Annotated in this window: 11 protein-coding genes and 2 pseudogenes; 12 read left to right on the top strand and 1 reads right to left on the bottom strand. The window is 63.2% G+C overall.

Features of this window, described 5'->3' with window-relative positions:
- Nucleotides 1–219 precede the first annotated feature (219 nt).
- Entirely contained in the window at nt 220–990 is a 771-nt protein-coding gene (locus M2281_RS01610) for an alpha/beta hydrolase (RefSeq protein ID WP_280819346.1), read from the top strand.
- 248 nt (nt 991–1,238) lie between these two features.
- On the opposite strand, the gene M2281_RS01615 is transcribed toward M2281_RS01610, so the two are convergent.
- Entirely contained in the window at nt 1,239–2,219 is a 981-nt protein-coding gene (locus M2281_RS01615) for an alpha/beta fold hydrolase (protein ID WP_280819347.1), read from the bottom strand.
- A 175-nt stretch (nt 2,220–2,394) separates the two neighbouring features.
- Here M2281_RS01615 and M2281_RS01620 point away from each other — a divergent pair, with 175 nt between their 5' ends.
- From M2281_RS01620 to M2281_RS01670, 11 genes and pseudogenes are all read left to right on the top strand, one after another.
- Entirely contained in the window at nt 2,395–2,832 is a 438-nt protein-coding gene (locus M2281_RS01620; RefSeq protein ID WP_280819348.1) for an RrF2 family transcriptional regulator, read from the top strand.
- 221 nt (nt 2,833–3,053) lie between these two features.
- Complete coding sequence (locus tag M2281_RS01625; protein ID WP_280819349.1) at nt 3,054–3,764, top strand: TetR/AcrR family transcriptional regulator; 711 nt, start codon at nt 3,054–3,056, stop codon at nt 3,762–3,764.
- A 24-nt stretch (nt 3,765–3,788) separates the two neighbouring features.
- The gene (locus M2281_RS01630) at nt 3,789–4,763 is read left to right on the top strand and encodes an ABC transporter substrate-binding protein (RefSeq protein WP_280819350.1); all 975 of its coding nucleotides are present in this window, start codon (nt 3,789–3,791) and stop codon (nt 4,761–4,763) included.
- 8 nt (nt 4,764–4,771) lie between these two features.
- Nucleotides 4,772–5,581, top strand: coding sequence for an ABC transporter ATP-binding protein (locus M2281_RS01635; RefSeq protein ID WP_280819351.1), 810 nt, complete (start codon nt 4,772–4,774; stop codon nt 5,579–5,581).
- Complete coding sequence (locus M2281_RS01640) at nt 5,578–6,324, top strand: ABC transporter permease (RefSeq protein WP_280819352.1); 747 nt, start codon at nt 5,578–5,580, stop codon at nt 6,322–6,324. Before M2281_RS01635 ends, M2281_RS01640 begins: the two co-directional genes overlap by 4 nt.
- Entirely contained in the window at nt 6,324–7,070 is a 747-nt protein-coding gene (locus M2281_RS01645; protein WP_280819353.1) for an ABC transporter permease, read from the top strand. The genes M2281_RS01640 and M2281_RS01645 overlap by 1 nt, the downstream gene beginning before the upstream one ends.
- 9 nt (nt 7,071–7,079) lie before the next feature.
- The gene (locus M2281_RS01650) at nt 7,080–7,898 is read left to right on the top strand and encodes a cyclase family protein (RefSeq protein WP_280819354.1); all 819 of its coding nucleotides are present in this window, start codon (nt 7,080–7,082) and stop codon (nt 7,896–7,898) included.
- A gap of 4 nt (nt 7,899–7,902) precedes the next feature.
- Nucleotides 7,903–9,201 carry a fumarylacetoacetase gene (gene fahA / locus M2281_RS01655; protein WP_280819355.1) on the top strand — a complete coding sequence of 433 codons (1,299 nt, stop codon included), beginning with the start codon at nt 7,903–7,905 and terminating at the stop codon, nt 9,199–9,201.
- Nucleotides 9,202–9,492: 291 nt separating this feature from the next.
- A pseudogene (gene egtB, locus M2281_RS01660) lies at nt 9,493–10,752 on the top strand (ergothioneine biosynthesis protein EgtB); the annotation flags it as partial.
- A 54-nt stretch (nt 10,753–10,806) separates the two neighbouring features.
- A complete protein-coding gene (gene egtD / locus M2281_RS01665; protein WP_280821077.1) occupies nt 10,807–11,766 on the top strand; it encodes an L-histidine N(alpha)-methyltransferase in 960 nt (319 codons plus the stop codon).
- A 464-nt stretch (nt 11,767–12,230) separates the two neighbouring features.
- Nucleotides 12,231–15,003: pseudogene (locus tag M2281_RS01670) on the top strand (xanthine dehydrogenase family protein molybdopterin-binding subunit).
- Nucleotides 15,004–15,009 lie beyond the last annotated feature (6 nt).

Raw genomic sequence — 15,009 nt, forward strand, 5'->3', positions numbered from 1 at the left:
GTCTGAAGTGGTCGTGAGGGCTGCGCTAGATCATTGATTTACTTCCTCTGGAACTGGCTAGCTCACCCGGCGTTGAGATGAAATCGTTGGCAAGACGGCTGTCTTGGTCAGAGCGGGGACGATACTTCCCGTGAGATGCGGATAAGCAAGTTTGACTGGGGGCTCTGGTGCGCGCGCTGACTTTGTCGACGCCTCGCAAATATTCAAGGAGCGATTGGCATGATCAAGACACACATTCCAAACCTACGTTTTTCGATTGCCGCTGCGTCAATCGTCGGTCTCACCATGCTTTCCAGCGCGGCCATGGCGCAACCCGCAAAGAACGTGATCCTGGTCCATGGCGCCTGGGGCGACGGCTCGAACTGGTCCAAGATCATTCCGATCCTGGCCGCCAAGGGGCTGAATGTGACGGCGGTTCAGCTTCCGTTGACGTCGCTGGCCGATGACGCCGATACCGTGAAGCGGGAGATTGCGCGCGAGAGCGGGCCTGTCGTGCTGGTCGGCCACTCCTACGGCGGCGCGGTCATCAGCGAAGCCGGCGACGATCCAAAGGTTTCGGCTCTGGTCTATGTCGCTGCCTTCGCCCCCGATGCCGGTCAGTCCGCCGGCGCCTTGAATGCCACCGTCGATCCAGCGCCCCTGGCCGCAGAAGCGAAACCCGATGACAAGGGTTTCATCAAGCTGACGAAGAACGGCGTCTTCGATGACTTCGCGCAGGATGTGACGCCCGCCGAAAAGGAGTTGCTCTTCACCGCCCAGTCGCCGACCAGCGTCAAAGCTCTGGGGGGCAATCTCAGCGCGGCTGCGTGGCATAGTAAGCCCTCCTGGTACATCGTGGCCGCAAACGATCGGGCGATCCAGCCGGCGCTCGAGGCCCAGATGGCCAAGACGATCAAGGCCAAGACGACGACGGTGAAGGGGAGCCACATGATCATGCTCTCCAAGGCTCCCGGGGTCGCGGCTGTAATCGAGGAAGCAGCCGCTCGCTGATCCGACATCGAAGGCATCCTCGAGCGCGCACGCCAACGATTGATCGTCTATCGCTCGTGACAGATGCCCGTTTTCGGCGAGGCCGCAGCCCGTGCGGCCTCGAGTCGTAGGCGTTTCCCCCATCAGCAGGCGATGTTGGAAGGTCGACGTGCAGTTCAGGTACGGCCGACATGACAATTGGAGTGACGGCGATGACCTGGCCCGCTACGGGTCGCAGCAGCCGACCGAGCGCTGGCCAGTTGTTTAGCTTAGTCGTTTCCGAGCCGTCCCAGGAACTCCGTGATCAACGCGGATACCTCCGACGGCCGCTCCTGCGGCAGCCAGTGACCCGCGCCGGGCAGGATATGCGATCCGCGCAGTTGCGGAACAAGGCTGGGCATGGTCGCGATGATCTGGTCCATGCCGGGAATGCTCAGGCCGGTGTCGCGCTCGCCGATCAAGAACAGCGCCGGAATGGCGATCTTGGCCCCCGCCGTGGCTTGTTGAAGTTCCCAGTTGCGATCCAGGTTGCGGTAATAGTTCAGGCCGCCGCTGAAGCCCGAGGTCCGGAAGGCATCGACGAGGCGATCGAAGTCTGCGGCCGGGAGCCAGCCGGGCGGTGCTGCCGGATCGGGTAGGCTCGCAAGCAATCCCGTACTGCGGCTGACCATGCCGAAAGGATTGGGCGTCCCGCCCCCGGGTTTCCGCGGCCCCGCCTCGCCGCTGGCGGCGAAGAGCAGTTTGCGGAGCGTGAGGCGCGGGTCGACCTCGAACTCGGCCTCCGCGACCCCGGGTGCCTGGAAGTACAGGGCATAGAACAGCGCCGCGTCGGTCTGGGGGAAGATTTTCGTCGGCGGCACCGGAGGCTGGCCCATCATCGGCACGCTTAGAGCTGCGACAGCCCGAAATCGGTCGGGGCGGAGAAGCGCCGCCTGCCAGGCGATCGTGGCTCCCCAGTCATGCCCGACAATGACGGCTTTTTCCTCGCCCAGGGCGTCCAGGAGCGCAACCATGTCGCCCACGCAGTGGTAGACGGTATATTGGTCGACATGGGCCGGGACATCCGTCTTGCCGTAGCCTCGCATATCCGGCGCGACGGCGCGGTAACCGGCCTTTGCGAGAGCGGCGATCTGGTGTCGCCATGCGTGTTTCGTCTCAGGGAAGCCGTGGCAGAGCAACACCAGAGGGCCAGCCCCCTCGTCGAGGATGCTCATGTCGAGCGTCCGCGTCTGGATGGTCTTTTCGTTCATGACGGTCTCCTGCGGAAATGCCGCGACCTGCGGGGTGGGAAGAGCCAAGGCCGCCGCAGCGAACAGAAATTGGCGACGCCGCATGGATGTTCCTTTCCATGCGTAACAATCTATGTTACAGAAAAAGGCGAAAATCAATACAGCGTAACTTTAATTGTTTCGGAAAGGCCTGCGGATGAAAAGCGATGGTCGGCTTGCCCGGATGCTGCATGTGCTCGTCCACATGGCCTTGCTCGGCGGCAAGGAAACATCCGAGCGGATCGCGCAGATGCTCAACACCAATCCGGTTGTCGTCCGCCGGACGCTAGGCGCGTTGCGCGACCACGGGATCGTCGAATCCGAAGGCGGCCGCGGTGGCGGTTGGAATATGTCGAGGACCTTGGACGACATCACGGTCCTGGATGTCCAGCGCGCCCTGCACAAGGGGGCGGTCCTGTCGCCGGGGGTTTCGCACGACCACCCCTCCTGCCCCGTCGAGCGGGCGTCAAATGCGGTTCTCGAAGCGGCCCACGCTGCCGCCGAAGCCAAGCTGCTGGAAATCTACGCCACCACCACACTGGCGGAGATCGCCCGGATCGCACTCGCCGCTAGTGGCGAGCAGGCAGCCAACTAGGAAAAACAGCCGACGCTGCCAGCGACGTTCTGGCTGTTGGCCTTGATGACGTCCCCGCACATGTGTCGCGGAAGGAAGTTTGCGGCGCTTCGCAAGCTTCGCCAACATGCATGCCGTCAAGCCAGTTCTGTGGGCCAGTTGACGACAGCCATTGATCGACTGTATACATCTCTTGTACGATCGTACAAACATAGAAACGATCGATCAAGGAAAGCTGACGCATGGCCAAAATCGCAGCATCCAGAAAGCTTCCGACGACCGCGGATGTGCCGGCGCGCAACACGGCCGTCGGCCGCAAAGGGCAGCGCCCGCCGCAGCCGGATCGGCGACTGAACATCCTTCTCGCTGCGGAAAAGCTGTTCGCATTGCATGGATTCCATGCCGTCTCGATCCGCCAGATTGCCGCCGAGGCTGACGTGCCGCTCGCACTGATCGGCTATTACTACGGCTCCAAGAACGAGCTCTACGAAGCGATCTTCGAGTCATGGCAGGGCTCGATCGACCAGCGCCTGGCAGCGCTGCAGGAAGTAGTGGCCGTCAGCGGCACGAAAGACGCGATCGAAAAGATCGTCGAAGCCTTCGTTGGCCCAGTCCTGGCCATGCATGCAAGCCCCGAAGGGCAGTATTTCGCCGTGATGGCCGCGCGCGACCTCGCCGCCCCGGCTCCCGATGCCGACCGGTTGGAGCGCCAATATTTCGACCCGATGGCACATGCCTTTATCGATGCGCTGCTTGCAGCATGCCCCGGCGCCAGTCGCGGCCAGGCCGCCTGGTGCTACCAGTTTGCCATCGGCGCCATGCTGCATTTCCTGCTTTCCGGGGAGCGCGCCGCCCGCCTGGCGCGCGGTGAAATCGGCGTTGACGACCCTGAAGCCAAGGCACTGCTTATGCGCTTCATCGCATCCGGCTTCCGCGGCACGCTACCGCGGTAAAGAACAACAAATGGGAGGAATGAAATGAAAGATCTGGGGAGTAGATTTATTGCCTCGCGGCGCGACGTCCTGCGTTTCGGCGCGCTGACTGCAGGCGCCATCATCATGCCGGCGTTGACGGCAGGCCGGGCACAGGCGGCGACGAAACTGGTCGTCGGTTATACCGAAGGGCCGGAATTTGGTGCCACCTACATTGCCAAGGAAAAGGGCTTCTTTGACAAGCACGGCCTGGATGTCAGCCTGCAGACCATCACGCTGACCTCCAACGTTCCTGCCACGGTTGTTTCGAAATCGCTGGATATCGGCGGCACCACGCCCTCGGTATTCCTGACGGCTGTCGACAGCGGCATTGATCTTGTCGGCATCGCCGCCAGCGCCGGTCATCGCGGTTCGGACGAGGCGGTCGGCGTGGTTGCCGGCGCCAAGACGGGCATCACCAAGCCGGCTGATCTTGGGGGCAAGCGGTTTGGTGTGCCGGGCCTCACCGGGGCGCTGCACATCATGTGCGTTGCGTGGTTGAAAGGCCAAGGCGTCGATACCTCGAAGGTCGACTTCGTCGAAATCCCATTCCCGCAGCTACCCGAGGTCTTGGCCGCCGGCAATGTCGATGCGGTGGTAACCATCAATGCCTTCGTCAAGATGATGGTAGCGAAGGGCACCGGCGTTGTCATTCCGGGCTTTGCTGAGAGCTTTCCCAATGGCATGGCCGCTGATGTCTACGTGGCCGACCGCAACTGGGCCGCAGAAAATGCCGAGACAGTAGCAGCATTCCGTGCCGCGCTCGCCGACGCGGTCGCTTTCTCCAGACAGGATGAAAAGGCCGCGCGGCAGGCCATGGGCGCCTATTTCAAGGTGCCGCCGGAGGTACTTGCCGCCATTCCGTTCCCGGACCTGCAGTCGACGCTCACCGAAGCGCATATGAAATTTTGGGCCGACGCGCTGGTTGATCAAGGCTATCTGTCTAAGGCGCCAGATCTCGGCGCACTCATCGCGGCATAGGCACGGTGATGCCTGCGATGCTCAACATCGTGCAGACGGCTTCGCCCCCGCCGCTTGCCAGCTTCTCCGGCGTGGCTCTGGATTTCGGCGCGCGCCGCGTGCTGAACCGGCTCGACCTCGAAATCGGCCATCGGGAAGTCGTCTGCGTCATCGGGCCGACAGGCTGCGGCAAGACCACCTTGTTGCGGCTGCTGACGGGGTTGCTGAAACCGACCGAAGGCATGGTGATGCGCAACGGCGAGCCGGTCGCAGGACCGGCCGCCGACGTCGCCATCGTCTTCCAGGACTATGCGAGGGCCTTGCTGCCATGGCGCACAGTGGCCGGCAACATCAGCCTCGCGCTGGAAGCCGGACAAGTCCCGCGCAGCGAGCGCCAACAGCGCATTGATGTGCTGCTGCGCAAGGTCGGGCTTTCGGCCCATGCCGAAAAATATCCCGGTCAGCTCTCCGGTGGCATGCAGCAGCGCGTCCAGATAGCGCGGGCGCTGGCGCAGGAGCCCAAGCTGCTGCTCATGGACGAACCGTTCGGCGCGCTCGACGCCATGACCCGGCAAGGGCTGCAGGACGAGATGCTGAAACTGGTCATCGAGAGCGGCACCTCCATGCTGTTCATCACCCATGATCTCGACGAGGCCATCTATCTGGGCGATCGCATCGTGGCTTTGCGAACCGGACCAAAGCCCGACCAATCGAGTGTGGCAAGGGTGTTTGACGTCAACCTACCGCGGCCGCGCGACCAGCTTGCCACGCGTGAACAACCGCGCTTTCTCGAGCTCCGGCGGGCCGCCTTCTCCTTCATCCAGGAGGGAGGAGCATGAGCGGGAAATGGCGCGGCTGGGTGGTGCCGTTGGTGCTCGTCAGCGCTGCTGAATTCGCCATGCACGGCGTGCAAAGTTATGCCCTTGCGGCGCCGAGTGCTGCAGCCAGCGCATTTGCAGAACTCGCCGCCGACGGCACGCTGTGGCGGGCCACGTTCGAAACGCTCGGCTCCGCTCTGGCCGGCGTGGTCTTGGGCGGCGGTCTAGGCCTTGTGCTTGGCTTGTGGTTGGGCCTGTCGCGTACGGTGGCGGATGCGGCATCCCTGAGCGTCGAATTGCTCCGTCCCATCCCTTCCGTTGCGATGATCCCGATCGCCCTGCTCGCATTCGGATTCGGATGGCGCCTAGAAATTGCAATCATTGCCTTTGCATGCCTGTGGCCGATGCTCGTGCTGACCAAATCCGCTGTCGCTCAGGTCGAGCCCAGGCTGTTCGAAGTTGCACAAGTGCTTCGGCTCACGCCCATGAGCAGCGTTCTTAAACTGATCATCCCTGCGGCTCTGCCGCGCATTTTCGTCGCCTTTCGGCTTTGCGTCGGCGTCGCGCTGGTCGTTGCCGTTACCGTAGAAATCGCTGCCAACCCGCAGGGCCTCGGCTACAGCATGATCCTGGCGCAACAGACCCTGCACCCCGAAAACCTCTTCGCCATGCTTGCCTGGACCGGCTTGCTCGGCTGGAGCATCGGTGCCGGGCTCCTCTCTCTGCAGCGAAGACTGTTCGCCCACTATGGAGGGCTTCAGTGATGCGCTGGATCAAGGGGATCGCGGTTGTCGCCGCCTTACTCTGCCTTTGGCAGGCGATGGCCGCCAGCGGGTTCGTCTCACGTGTCTTCTTGCCGTCGCCGATCGCGGCAAGCCAGGCGCTGTTGAACGGATTGACGCATGGCAATCTCGGCCTTCTCACCCTCAACACCATTGAGCACATGACTTATGGCTGGCTGCTGGCATGTTTGATCGGCATCGGACTAGGTTCGCTGATCGGAATCTCATCCACGCTTCGTGCGTGGCTCATGCCGACCCTTGAAGTGCTGCGGCCACTACCTGCTTCCTCAATGGTTCCAGTCTTCATCGGTCTGTTCGGCTTCACGCCAAACATGGTGCTTGCGGTCATCGCCTTCGGCTCGCTGTGGCCAGTTCTTCTTGCAACCATCCACGGCTTTGCCAGCATCGAACCACGCCTCAATGAAGTTGGCCGCATGCTGCGCCTGTCGCGTGCTGCCTTCATCTGGAAGATCGGCTTGCCCAATGCACTGCCCGATGCACTGGCCGGGATGCGGCTGGCGCTGACAGTCGCGCTCATCCTGGCGATCGTCGGCGAGATGCTGACTTCGCAGCAGGGCCTGGGGCGGGCGATCTTGTTCGCCGCGAGGTCCTTCCGCTCCGCCGACCTCTTCGCCGGCGTCATGCTGCTTGGCCTGATCGGCCTCTGCTGCAACGCCTTGCTCGCCGCCGTCGAGCGCCGCGCACTCTCCTGGCAAAATCATCGCTGAGGAATTCACATGGCCCGTCGCCTGATCGATATCTCCGTCCCGCTTGAAAACGACGTCCCTTCCGACCCGCCCGGAATCCAGCCAAAGATCCGCTACATCGATCACCAGGAGAGCTTTCGCGACCTGGCGCGATTTTTCCCGGGACTACAGCGCGAAGACCTGCCCGCCGGGGAAGCCTGGGCGGTGGAGGAAATCCAGCTCAACACCCACAACGGCACCCACATCGATGCGCCCTACCACTTCGCGTCGACAATGGATGGCGGCGTACGCGCCATTGCCATCGATGAGGTCGATCTCGACTGGTGCTTTCAGCCTGGCGTGAAGCTTGATTTCCGCCATCTTCCGGACGGCTATGTCGTGCAGCCCGCCGATGTCGAAGCGGAGCTGCAACGCATCGGCCACCAACTGCGGCCCCTGGAGATTGTCGTCGTCAACACGCGTGCCGGTGCCGCCTTCGGCACAGCCGACTATCTCAGCGCCGGCTGCGGCATGGGACGGGCAGCGACGCTCTATCTGCTCGAATGCGGCGTTCGGGTGGCCGGTACCGATGCCTGGAGCTGGGATGCGCCATTTCCGCATACTGCGCGTAGATATGCCGAAACCGGCGACGCGTCCCTGATCTGGGAAGGACACAAGGCAAGCCGCGACATCGGCTACTGTCACATCGAAAAGCTGCACAATCTCGAAGAGCTGCCCTCGACCGGCTTCATGGTCAGTTGCTTTCCGGTGAAGATCCGCGCCGCGTCCGCCGCCTGGACCCGAGCCGTCGCCATCTTCGACGACGCTCTGATGCCAGGCTCGCCTTCCCTCCCCGCCAAGAAGGTGTGAACCGATGCTCAACGAGACCCATGACCCGCACCTTCGCAGCTGGGTGGCGTCGGCAAATTTGGACGGTACCGATTTTCCGATCCAGAACCTGCCGCATGGCGTCTTTCGCCGTCGCGGCGAAACGCAGTTCCGTGGCGGCATTGCCATCGGCGACCAGATCCTCGACATGTCCGCAGCATCGGCAACGGACGTCTTCTCCGGACTTGCGGCGCAAATCGCGAAGCTCGCCGGTGCCGCAACCCTCAACGATTTGATGGCCGCCGGTCCAGCACCCTGGTCCGCACTCAGGCTAGCACTTTCCCGTTCGCTGCGTGAAGGCTCGGATGCGCGCGAGAAACTGCTGCCTTGCCTGGTTACTCAGGCTGATGCCGAGTTTGCCTTGCCCGCCGTCATCGGCGATTTCACCGACTTCTTCACGTCCTGGCACCACATGATCAATGCCGGAAAAGTCCTAGCTCCTCCCGGTGCGCCGCCGTTGCCGAACTTCAAATGGCTGCCCATGGCCTATCATGGACGCTCGTCGTCGATCGAGATCAGCGGCGCACCGCTTCACCGCCCGGTCGGCCAGACCCGCATCCCGGGTGAAACGGAGATCACTTTCGGCCCGTCGCGCTGGCTGGACCATGAGGTCGAGCTCGGCCTCTTCGTCGGCCCCGGAAATGCCCGCGGTATTCCCATAACCGTCGACGAGGCCGAGGATCATCTGTTCGGCCTCTGCCTGCTCAACGACTGGTCCGCGCGGGACATCCAGGCTTGGGAGTCGATGCCGCTCGGCCCCTTCCTGGCCAAGAATTTCCTGACGACCATTTCGCCCTGGATCGTGACCATGGAGGCGCTGGCTCCGTACCGGGCGCCTTTACAACGGAGCGCCGACGACCCATCTGCCTTCAGCTATCTCAACCCGTCGCACGGAACCGACAGACTAGCTTTGGACATCACCCTCGAAGCCTGGCTGGAACCGGTTGGCGGCGCTGCCCAGAAATTCAGCCGTTCGAACTATCAGGACGCCTACTGGGCCCCGTCCCAATTGATCGCCCACCACACCCGCAATGGCTGCAACCTTCGCGCTGGCGACCTGCTTGGGACAGGTACCCAGTCCGGAAACCGCGACGGCGAAAAGGGCTCGATGCTGGAAACAAGCGAAGGCGGCAAGCGGCCACTTCCGCTCCCAAATGGTGATACTCGCAGCTTCCTCGAAGACGGCGACACGCTCACCGTCCGGGGGCATTGCGAGCGGCCTGGCTTTGCTCGGATCGGCTTTGGTGAATGCAAGGGTTCGATATTGCCTGCAATAAGCATCTGATGTCAGTCTGTTGAACACTGATCGAGCGGCTCGAAAAACCGGCATGGCCCCGGGGGAGTGGATCGCCGTGGCCCCCGCGCCCAACTTTAAGCTGATCAGCGCAGATCGCCTGATCTCTCACACTCTCGTGAGGAGAACGGCCGCATTGCTGACAGATCGGCCGACTGCCCTAGTTTAATCCCGCTGGCGTGGCCGCGTGCACCGCCGCCGGCCTATCTCATGACAAGATGTTGTCGGGAGCCAATGCAATCCTGCTGACCACCGATGCGTTTACCCGACCCGGAGGTATCGATGCCTGCCGCCACGTCTCCCGCATTGAAGCGATCCGATCCGCCGAGCACATCGGCGCCAATCCTGCAGCTATCGGCGTCCGCGTCGCGCGCCGACTGGATAGCAGCCTATGAGGCCGTTCGGGCCGAGACCGAGCGGCGCGCCGCGCCGCTTTCCGCCGAGGACCAGCTCGTTCAGTCCATGCCCGATGCAAGCCCGATCAAATGGCATCGCGCCCATGTCACCTGGTTCTTCGAGCAATTTCTGCTGGTGCCATACGCGGCAAACTACCGCGTTTTCGATGAACGCTTCCCCTTCCTGTTCAATTCCTATTACGTCAGCGCCGGGCCGCGTCACGAGCGACCGAGGCGGGGACTGATCACCCGCCCGGATGTCGAGACAGTCACCGCCTACCGACAGCATGTCGACGCGGCTGTCCGCGCCCTTATCACCGCGGCCGACAATGAGCTGTTTGCAACGGCATGTCCGGTTCTGGAGATCGGGCTTCATCATGAGCAGCAGCATCAGGAACTGATGCTGACCGACATCCTGCATGCCTTCGCACAAAATCCGGTGCTGCCGGCATATGAATCCGGCTGGCGCTGGCCGGTGACTGCGGGCAAGGCCCGCGAGTTCGTCGAACTCGCGGAAGGGGTCCACACGATCGGATATGATGGCGACGGCTTTTTCTATGACAATGAAGGTCCCGCGCATCGAGTGCTGGTCGGTCCGGTACAGATCGCCCCTCGGCTTGTCACGAATGGTGAGTGGATGCACTTCATGGGCGATGGCGGCTATGAGACGCCGACGCTCTGGCTCTCGGACGGCTGGGCGGCCGTCCAGGCGGAAGAGTGGAAAGCGCCTGGCTACTGGCGCGAGGTCGACGGCGCCTGGTTCAGATTGACGTTCGCCGGTCTCGAGCCCGTCGATCCCGACCTGCCGGTCTGCCACATCAGTTATTATGAAGCGGACGCGTTTGCCCGCTGGGCCGGCAAGCATCTCCCGAGCGAAGCGGAATGGGAAGTGGCGGCGCGGAGCGGTATGCTCGACGATGCCTTCGGCCAGGTGTGGCAGTGGACGCGCAGCGCCTATCTGCCCTATCCCGGCTACCGTGCAGCGCCCGGTGCACTCGGTGAATATAACGGCAAGTTCATGGTCAATCTGATGGTGCTGCGCGGCAGTTCGCTTGCCACGCCGGAAGGTCACGCCCGAGAAAGCTATCGCAACTTCTTCTGCCCCCAGGCGCGCTGGCAATTCACCGGACTGCGCCTCGTCGATCATCCTGACCATGCCGCAACGAAAGCGACGCCTGCACGAAAAGCCCGCCCTCCCGAAATGGAGGGCGAGGCGACCTCCGATTTCGCGGCCGATGTCTTGGCGGGCCTCCAGGCAAGGCCGAAGCGCATCCCCTCGAAATATTTCTATGACATAGCCGGCTCGCGTCTTTTCGAGGAGATCACGCAGGTCCCGGAGTATTATCCGACCCGAGTGGAGCGCGGCATCCTAGCCGAGAACGCCGAGGCAATCGCCAAGCTGTTGCCCGCAGGCAGGGCGCTCGTAGAATTCGGCAATGGTTCGAGTGCCAAGACGCGCATTCTTCTGCGTGCGGCAAGAGAGCTCTCAGCCTATGTGCCCGTCGATATCGCCGCCGAGTTTCTGGAAGAACAGGCCGGAGCCTTGCGGCGCGAATTTCCGTCCCTGGATGTACTACCGGTCGCCGCCGACTTCACAAGAGCCTTCGACCTGCCGGCGAGCGTTGGGACGATGCCGCGGGTCGGCTTCTTTCCAGGCTCCACAATCGGCAATTTCGAGCCGCCGGACGCCGCTGCCTTCCTTCATCATGCCGGCCTGAGCCTCGGCACGGACGCGGTGATGGTCGTCGGGGTTGACCTCGTAAAGAACGAGGCCGTCCTCCACGCCGCCTATAACGACGCTGCCGGCGTAACCGCCCGTTTCAACCTCAATCTGCTTGCCCGTATCAACCGGGAGCTCGACGGCCATTTCGATCTCGGTTCATTCGAGCATCGAGCGTTCTTCGACCGCGGGCACTCGCGCATCGAGATGCATCTCGTAAGCCGCGCAACTCAGCGCGTGTCGGTCGACGGCTATTCGTTTGATTTCGCGGAAGGCGAGACGATCCACACTGAGAACAGCTACAAATATACCGTGGAGGCCTTCCACGCGCTCGCCCGCGAGGCCGGTTGGCGGCCCATCAGGGTCTGGACAGATAGCGATGGCTGGTTCTCGATCCATGTTCTCGCAAACGAGGCCGATGCCGCCAACCAACCAGGGTAACGGCGCCTGTAGCGGCCGGCATCGCCATCGTGCCCTTCGGTTACTGTTTTCAAAATGAGCGGCCAGGACACCTACGTGTCCACGGCACCAACCAGCCGGACAGCAGCTCGCAGCCGGCCTCTCGAAGTGCGGTCTTCTGGAGTGTTGGGCTCTGCTCTGCAGTCGATACAGCAAATAGTGCCTTTGCCATGCAACCAAAAGGGGTGTATATCGCTTGAATAGACACGCAGTGATTGCGCGGGCAGTTATTAGCAATCCGGCTTATCGAATCCTGCCCGTCTAGAATGAATGAATTATTGCGACAAGTGGAAGAATGCAGAAGCGATCCCGCGCCTAAGCCAAATGAAATTCCCACATTCATCAAATACTTTTAATGTTTCATTCGAATAGAAGAGCCTTTCGCTACCCTGAAGTACCAAAGGTACTCGGTTCATACATTGTACTTTTGCAAGGAGTGCGATGGCATGCATCTCTCGCGGCGTGAGTTTGTGACCTGGGTCGGGGCCAGCGGGATCATGCTGGCCATGACCCGCCTGCCCTCAGCGCAGGCGGGTCGGTTCGACGAGACACAGACACTTCCCGGTACCGCAGGTCCCCGTCCCGCGCATGGCTCGACAAGGCGGATCGACGCCGTCGCCAAGGTCACCGGGGCCAAGCTCTATGCATCCGACTTCCGCGCAGCGGACATGGATGGATGGCCGCCCACCACTGCCCATGCCCTTCTCATACGCGCCACAGACGCCGCCCACGTTTTCGCAGGCCTCGATCTTTCAGCGCTCGACGCCGGCGCGCAGCCTACCAAGATAGTGACGGCGGAAGACCTCGCGCGAGCCGGAACCCGCGTGCCCCCCTTCTATGCGGGCGACTTCCTCTGCCCCGTGGGGAAAACGCCGCTCTATCTGGGCCAGCCCGTGGCGCTGCTCCTTTTCGAGACCTTTGATGCTTACGACCGCGCCCGTGTCCTGCTACGCCAGACGAGCCCGATCAAGCTTGGCGCCGAGACCGGGCCTTTGGCGCAGCCCAATTACGCCGCGCTTCGCTTCACCCGCGTCGCGGGCGATGCGCCGGGCGCGCCGGATGTCTATTCCCCGCTCATGGAAGGCTGGATCAGCCCTGGCTTCCTAGAGGCGGGCGGGCGGCCCGTCTGGCGACCCTTACCCACCCCCGAAGGTGGCCAGTACAAGAAAGGCGCCACCTATGGTGAGGAAATTCGTGCCTTCATTACCGCTAAGGACCCGGGCACGCTGGTGCTCGACCGCAGCTTCCGCACCCAGTCCGTGGACCCCATGTTCCTGGAACCGGAATGCGGCCTCGCCTGGTACGATCCCAAGGCGAAGGCACTCCAGCTCGTGATCGGCGTGCAGTCGCCCCTCGGGGCCAGCGAGGCACTCGGCCACCTGCTCGGAGAGGCGGCGCCCGCGTTGCGGCCGGAGCGCATCGAGACCCACTTCGCCCATCTGGGCGGCGGGTTCGGCGGGCGCGACCACACCCCTTTCCCGCTTTACGTGGCGCTGGCGGCAATGTTCCTGCCGGGCCGGCCGATCCGGCTTGCCCATGACCGTTTCCAGCAGTTCCAAGGTGGCATCAAGCGCCATGCCTTCGAGATGCGCTCACAGGTGGCCTTTGACCGTGCCACGGGGCGGATGCGTGCCTTCGCCGCCGACCACATCCTCGACGGCGGCGGGCTCGCCAACTACTCGGCCAGCGTGGCGGCGGTCTCCGCCACCTCGGCAATTGGCATTTACGACATTCCGAAAGTGGACGTGACGACGCTGGCCGAACACTCGCGCGGCGTGACGGCGGGCTCCATGCGGGGCTACGGCGTCCTCCAGACCACGGCCGCTTTGGAGACGCTGGTGGACGAGGCGGCCGAGGCCATCGGCCTGGATCCGATCACGCTGCGACGGCGCAACCTTTTGAAGGCCGGCGGCCTCACCATGACCGGCAACCCTTGGACCGTGTCGGTGCGCACGCCGGAGATCCTCGACAAGCTCGAAGACCACGCCCTCTGGCGCGACCGCGCGCAGGCGCAAAAGGCAGCTTCCGCCGGCACGCTGGTCGGCACCGGCCTTGCGGTGTGCGCCAAAGACTATGGTACCGGTGCCGACTGCGCCCTCGGCCGGGTGGAGGTGGATCCCACAGGGCGCATTCGGATCTTCCGCGACGCGGTGGAGATGGGCAACGGCATCGGCACTGCGGTGGCTAATCGCGTGGCGCAGTTCCTCGGGCGGATGGCCGACGAGGTGTCCGTTGCCCGCATCGATGCTTTCGAGGCTCTGGGCCTCGTCACATCGGGCGATCCGTATGCGATCACACAGGAAGAGCAGGACACGGCGTCCCGCAACCCCCGCTGGGTGCCGGCCGTCAGCTCGCCCACCAGCGCGTCCATCGGCGCTCATGTCGGAACCCAGGCGGCAGCCGAGGCGGCGCGTATCATCCTGCGCTTCGGCATGTGGCCGGCGGCACTCGCCCTGTGGGGCATCGACCAGAACGATCCGCGCCACTTTCTCTGGGATGAGGCCTTCTGGCAGGACGGGATGCTCATCCTGTCCGGTTTGCCGCCCCTTGCCCAGGAGGAGGTGGCCGCCAAGGCCCATGCCATGGGCGCTCTCACGGGCGCCATGGCCCACGCCTTCTCGCGATGGGCCTGGGCGCAGGCAGCCTTCCCCCTGGATGGCCTCGAATGGGCCGCCGACATCGACGCGCTCGCGGTGCGCCGCGGCGAAAGGCCCTTCAAGGTGCTCGATCGCAGCTTCATTGCGTTCCCGCCGGCCACCTACAACCGCATCGGCACGTCCTTCACGTCAAGTTGCGGCACGCTCGTGCGGGTCGAGGTCGACAAGGCAAGCGGTGCGGTGCGCGTTACGCGGGCCTACAGCGTGCTGGAGTGTGGGCAGGTGCTATCCCCTCACGTGGTGCTCGGCCAGACTCAGGGGGGCTTTGCCCATGGGTGTCGGCTACGCGCTTCTGGAGAACTTGCCGCCATTCGAGGACGGTCCGGGCAACGGGCGTTGGAACCTCGGCGACTATGTGGTCGCGCGCGCCTCCGATCTGCCGATCCACGCCTTGGAGGTTGAGGTGTTACCGCCCGTTGCGCCCAATGAGCCGCCCAAGGGCATGGCCGAAGTGGTCATGATCCCGGTGGTGCCGGCCATTCTCAACGCCATCTACGACGCCATCGGCCATCGCTTCCAGGCCTTGCCGGTCACGCCAGACGACGTCCGGCGTGTTTTGTGAAGGGAG

Origin of the sequence: Pseudaminobacter soli (ex Li et al. 2025), assembly GCF_029892515.1 — a bacterium.
Lineage (GTDB): Bacteria > Pseudomonadota > Alphaproteobacteria > Rhizobiales > Rhizobiaceae > Pseudaminobacter > Pseudaminobacter soli_A.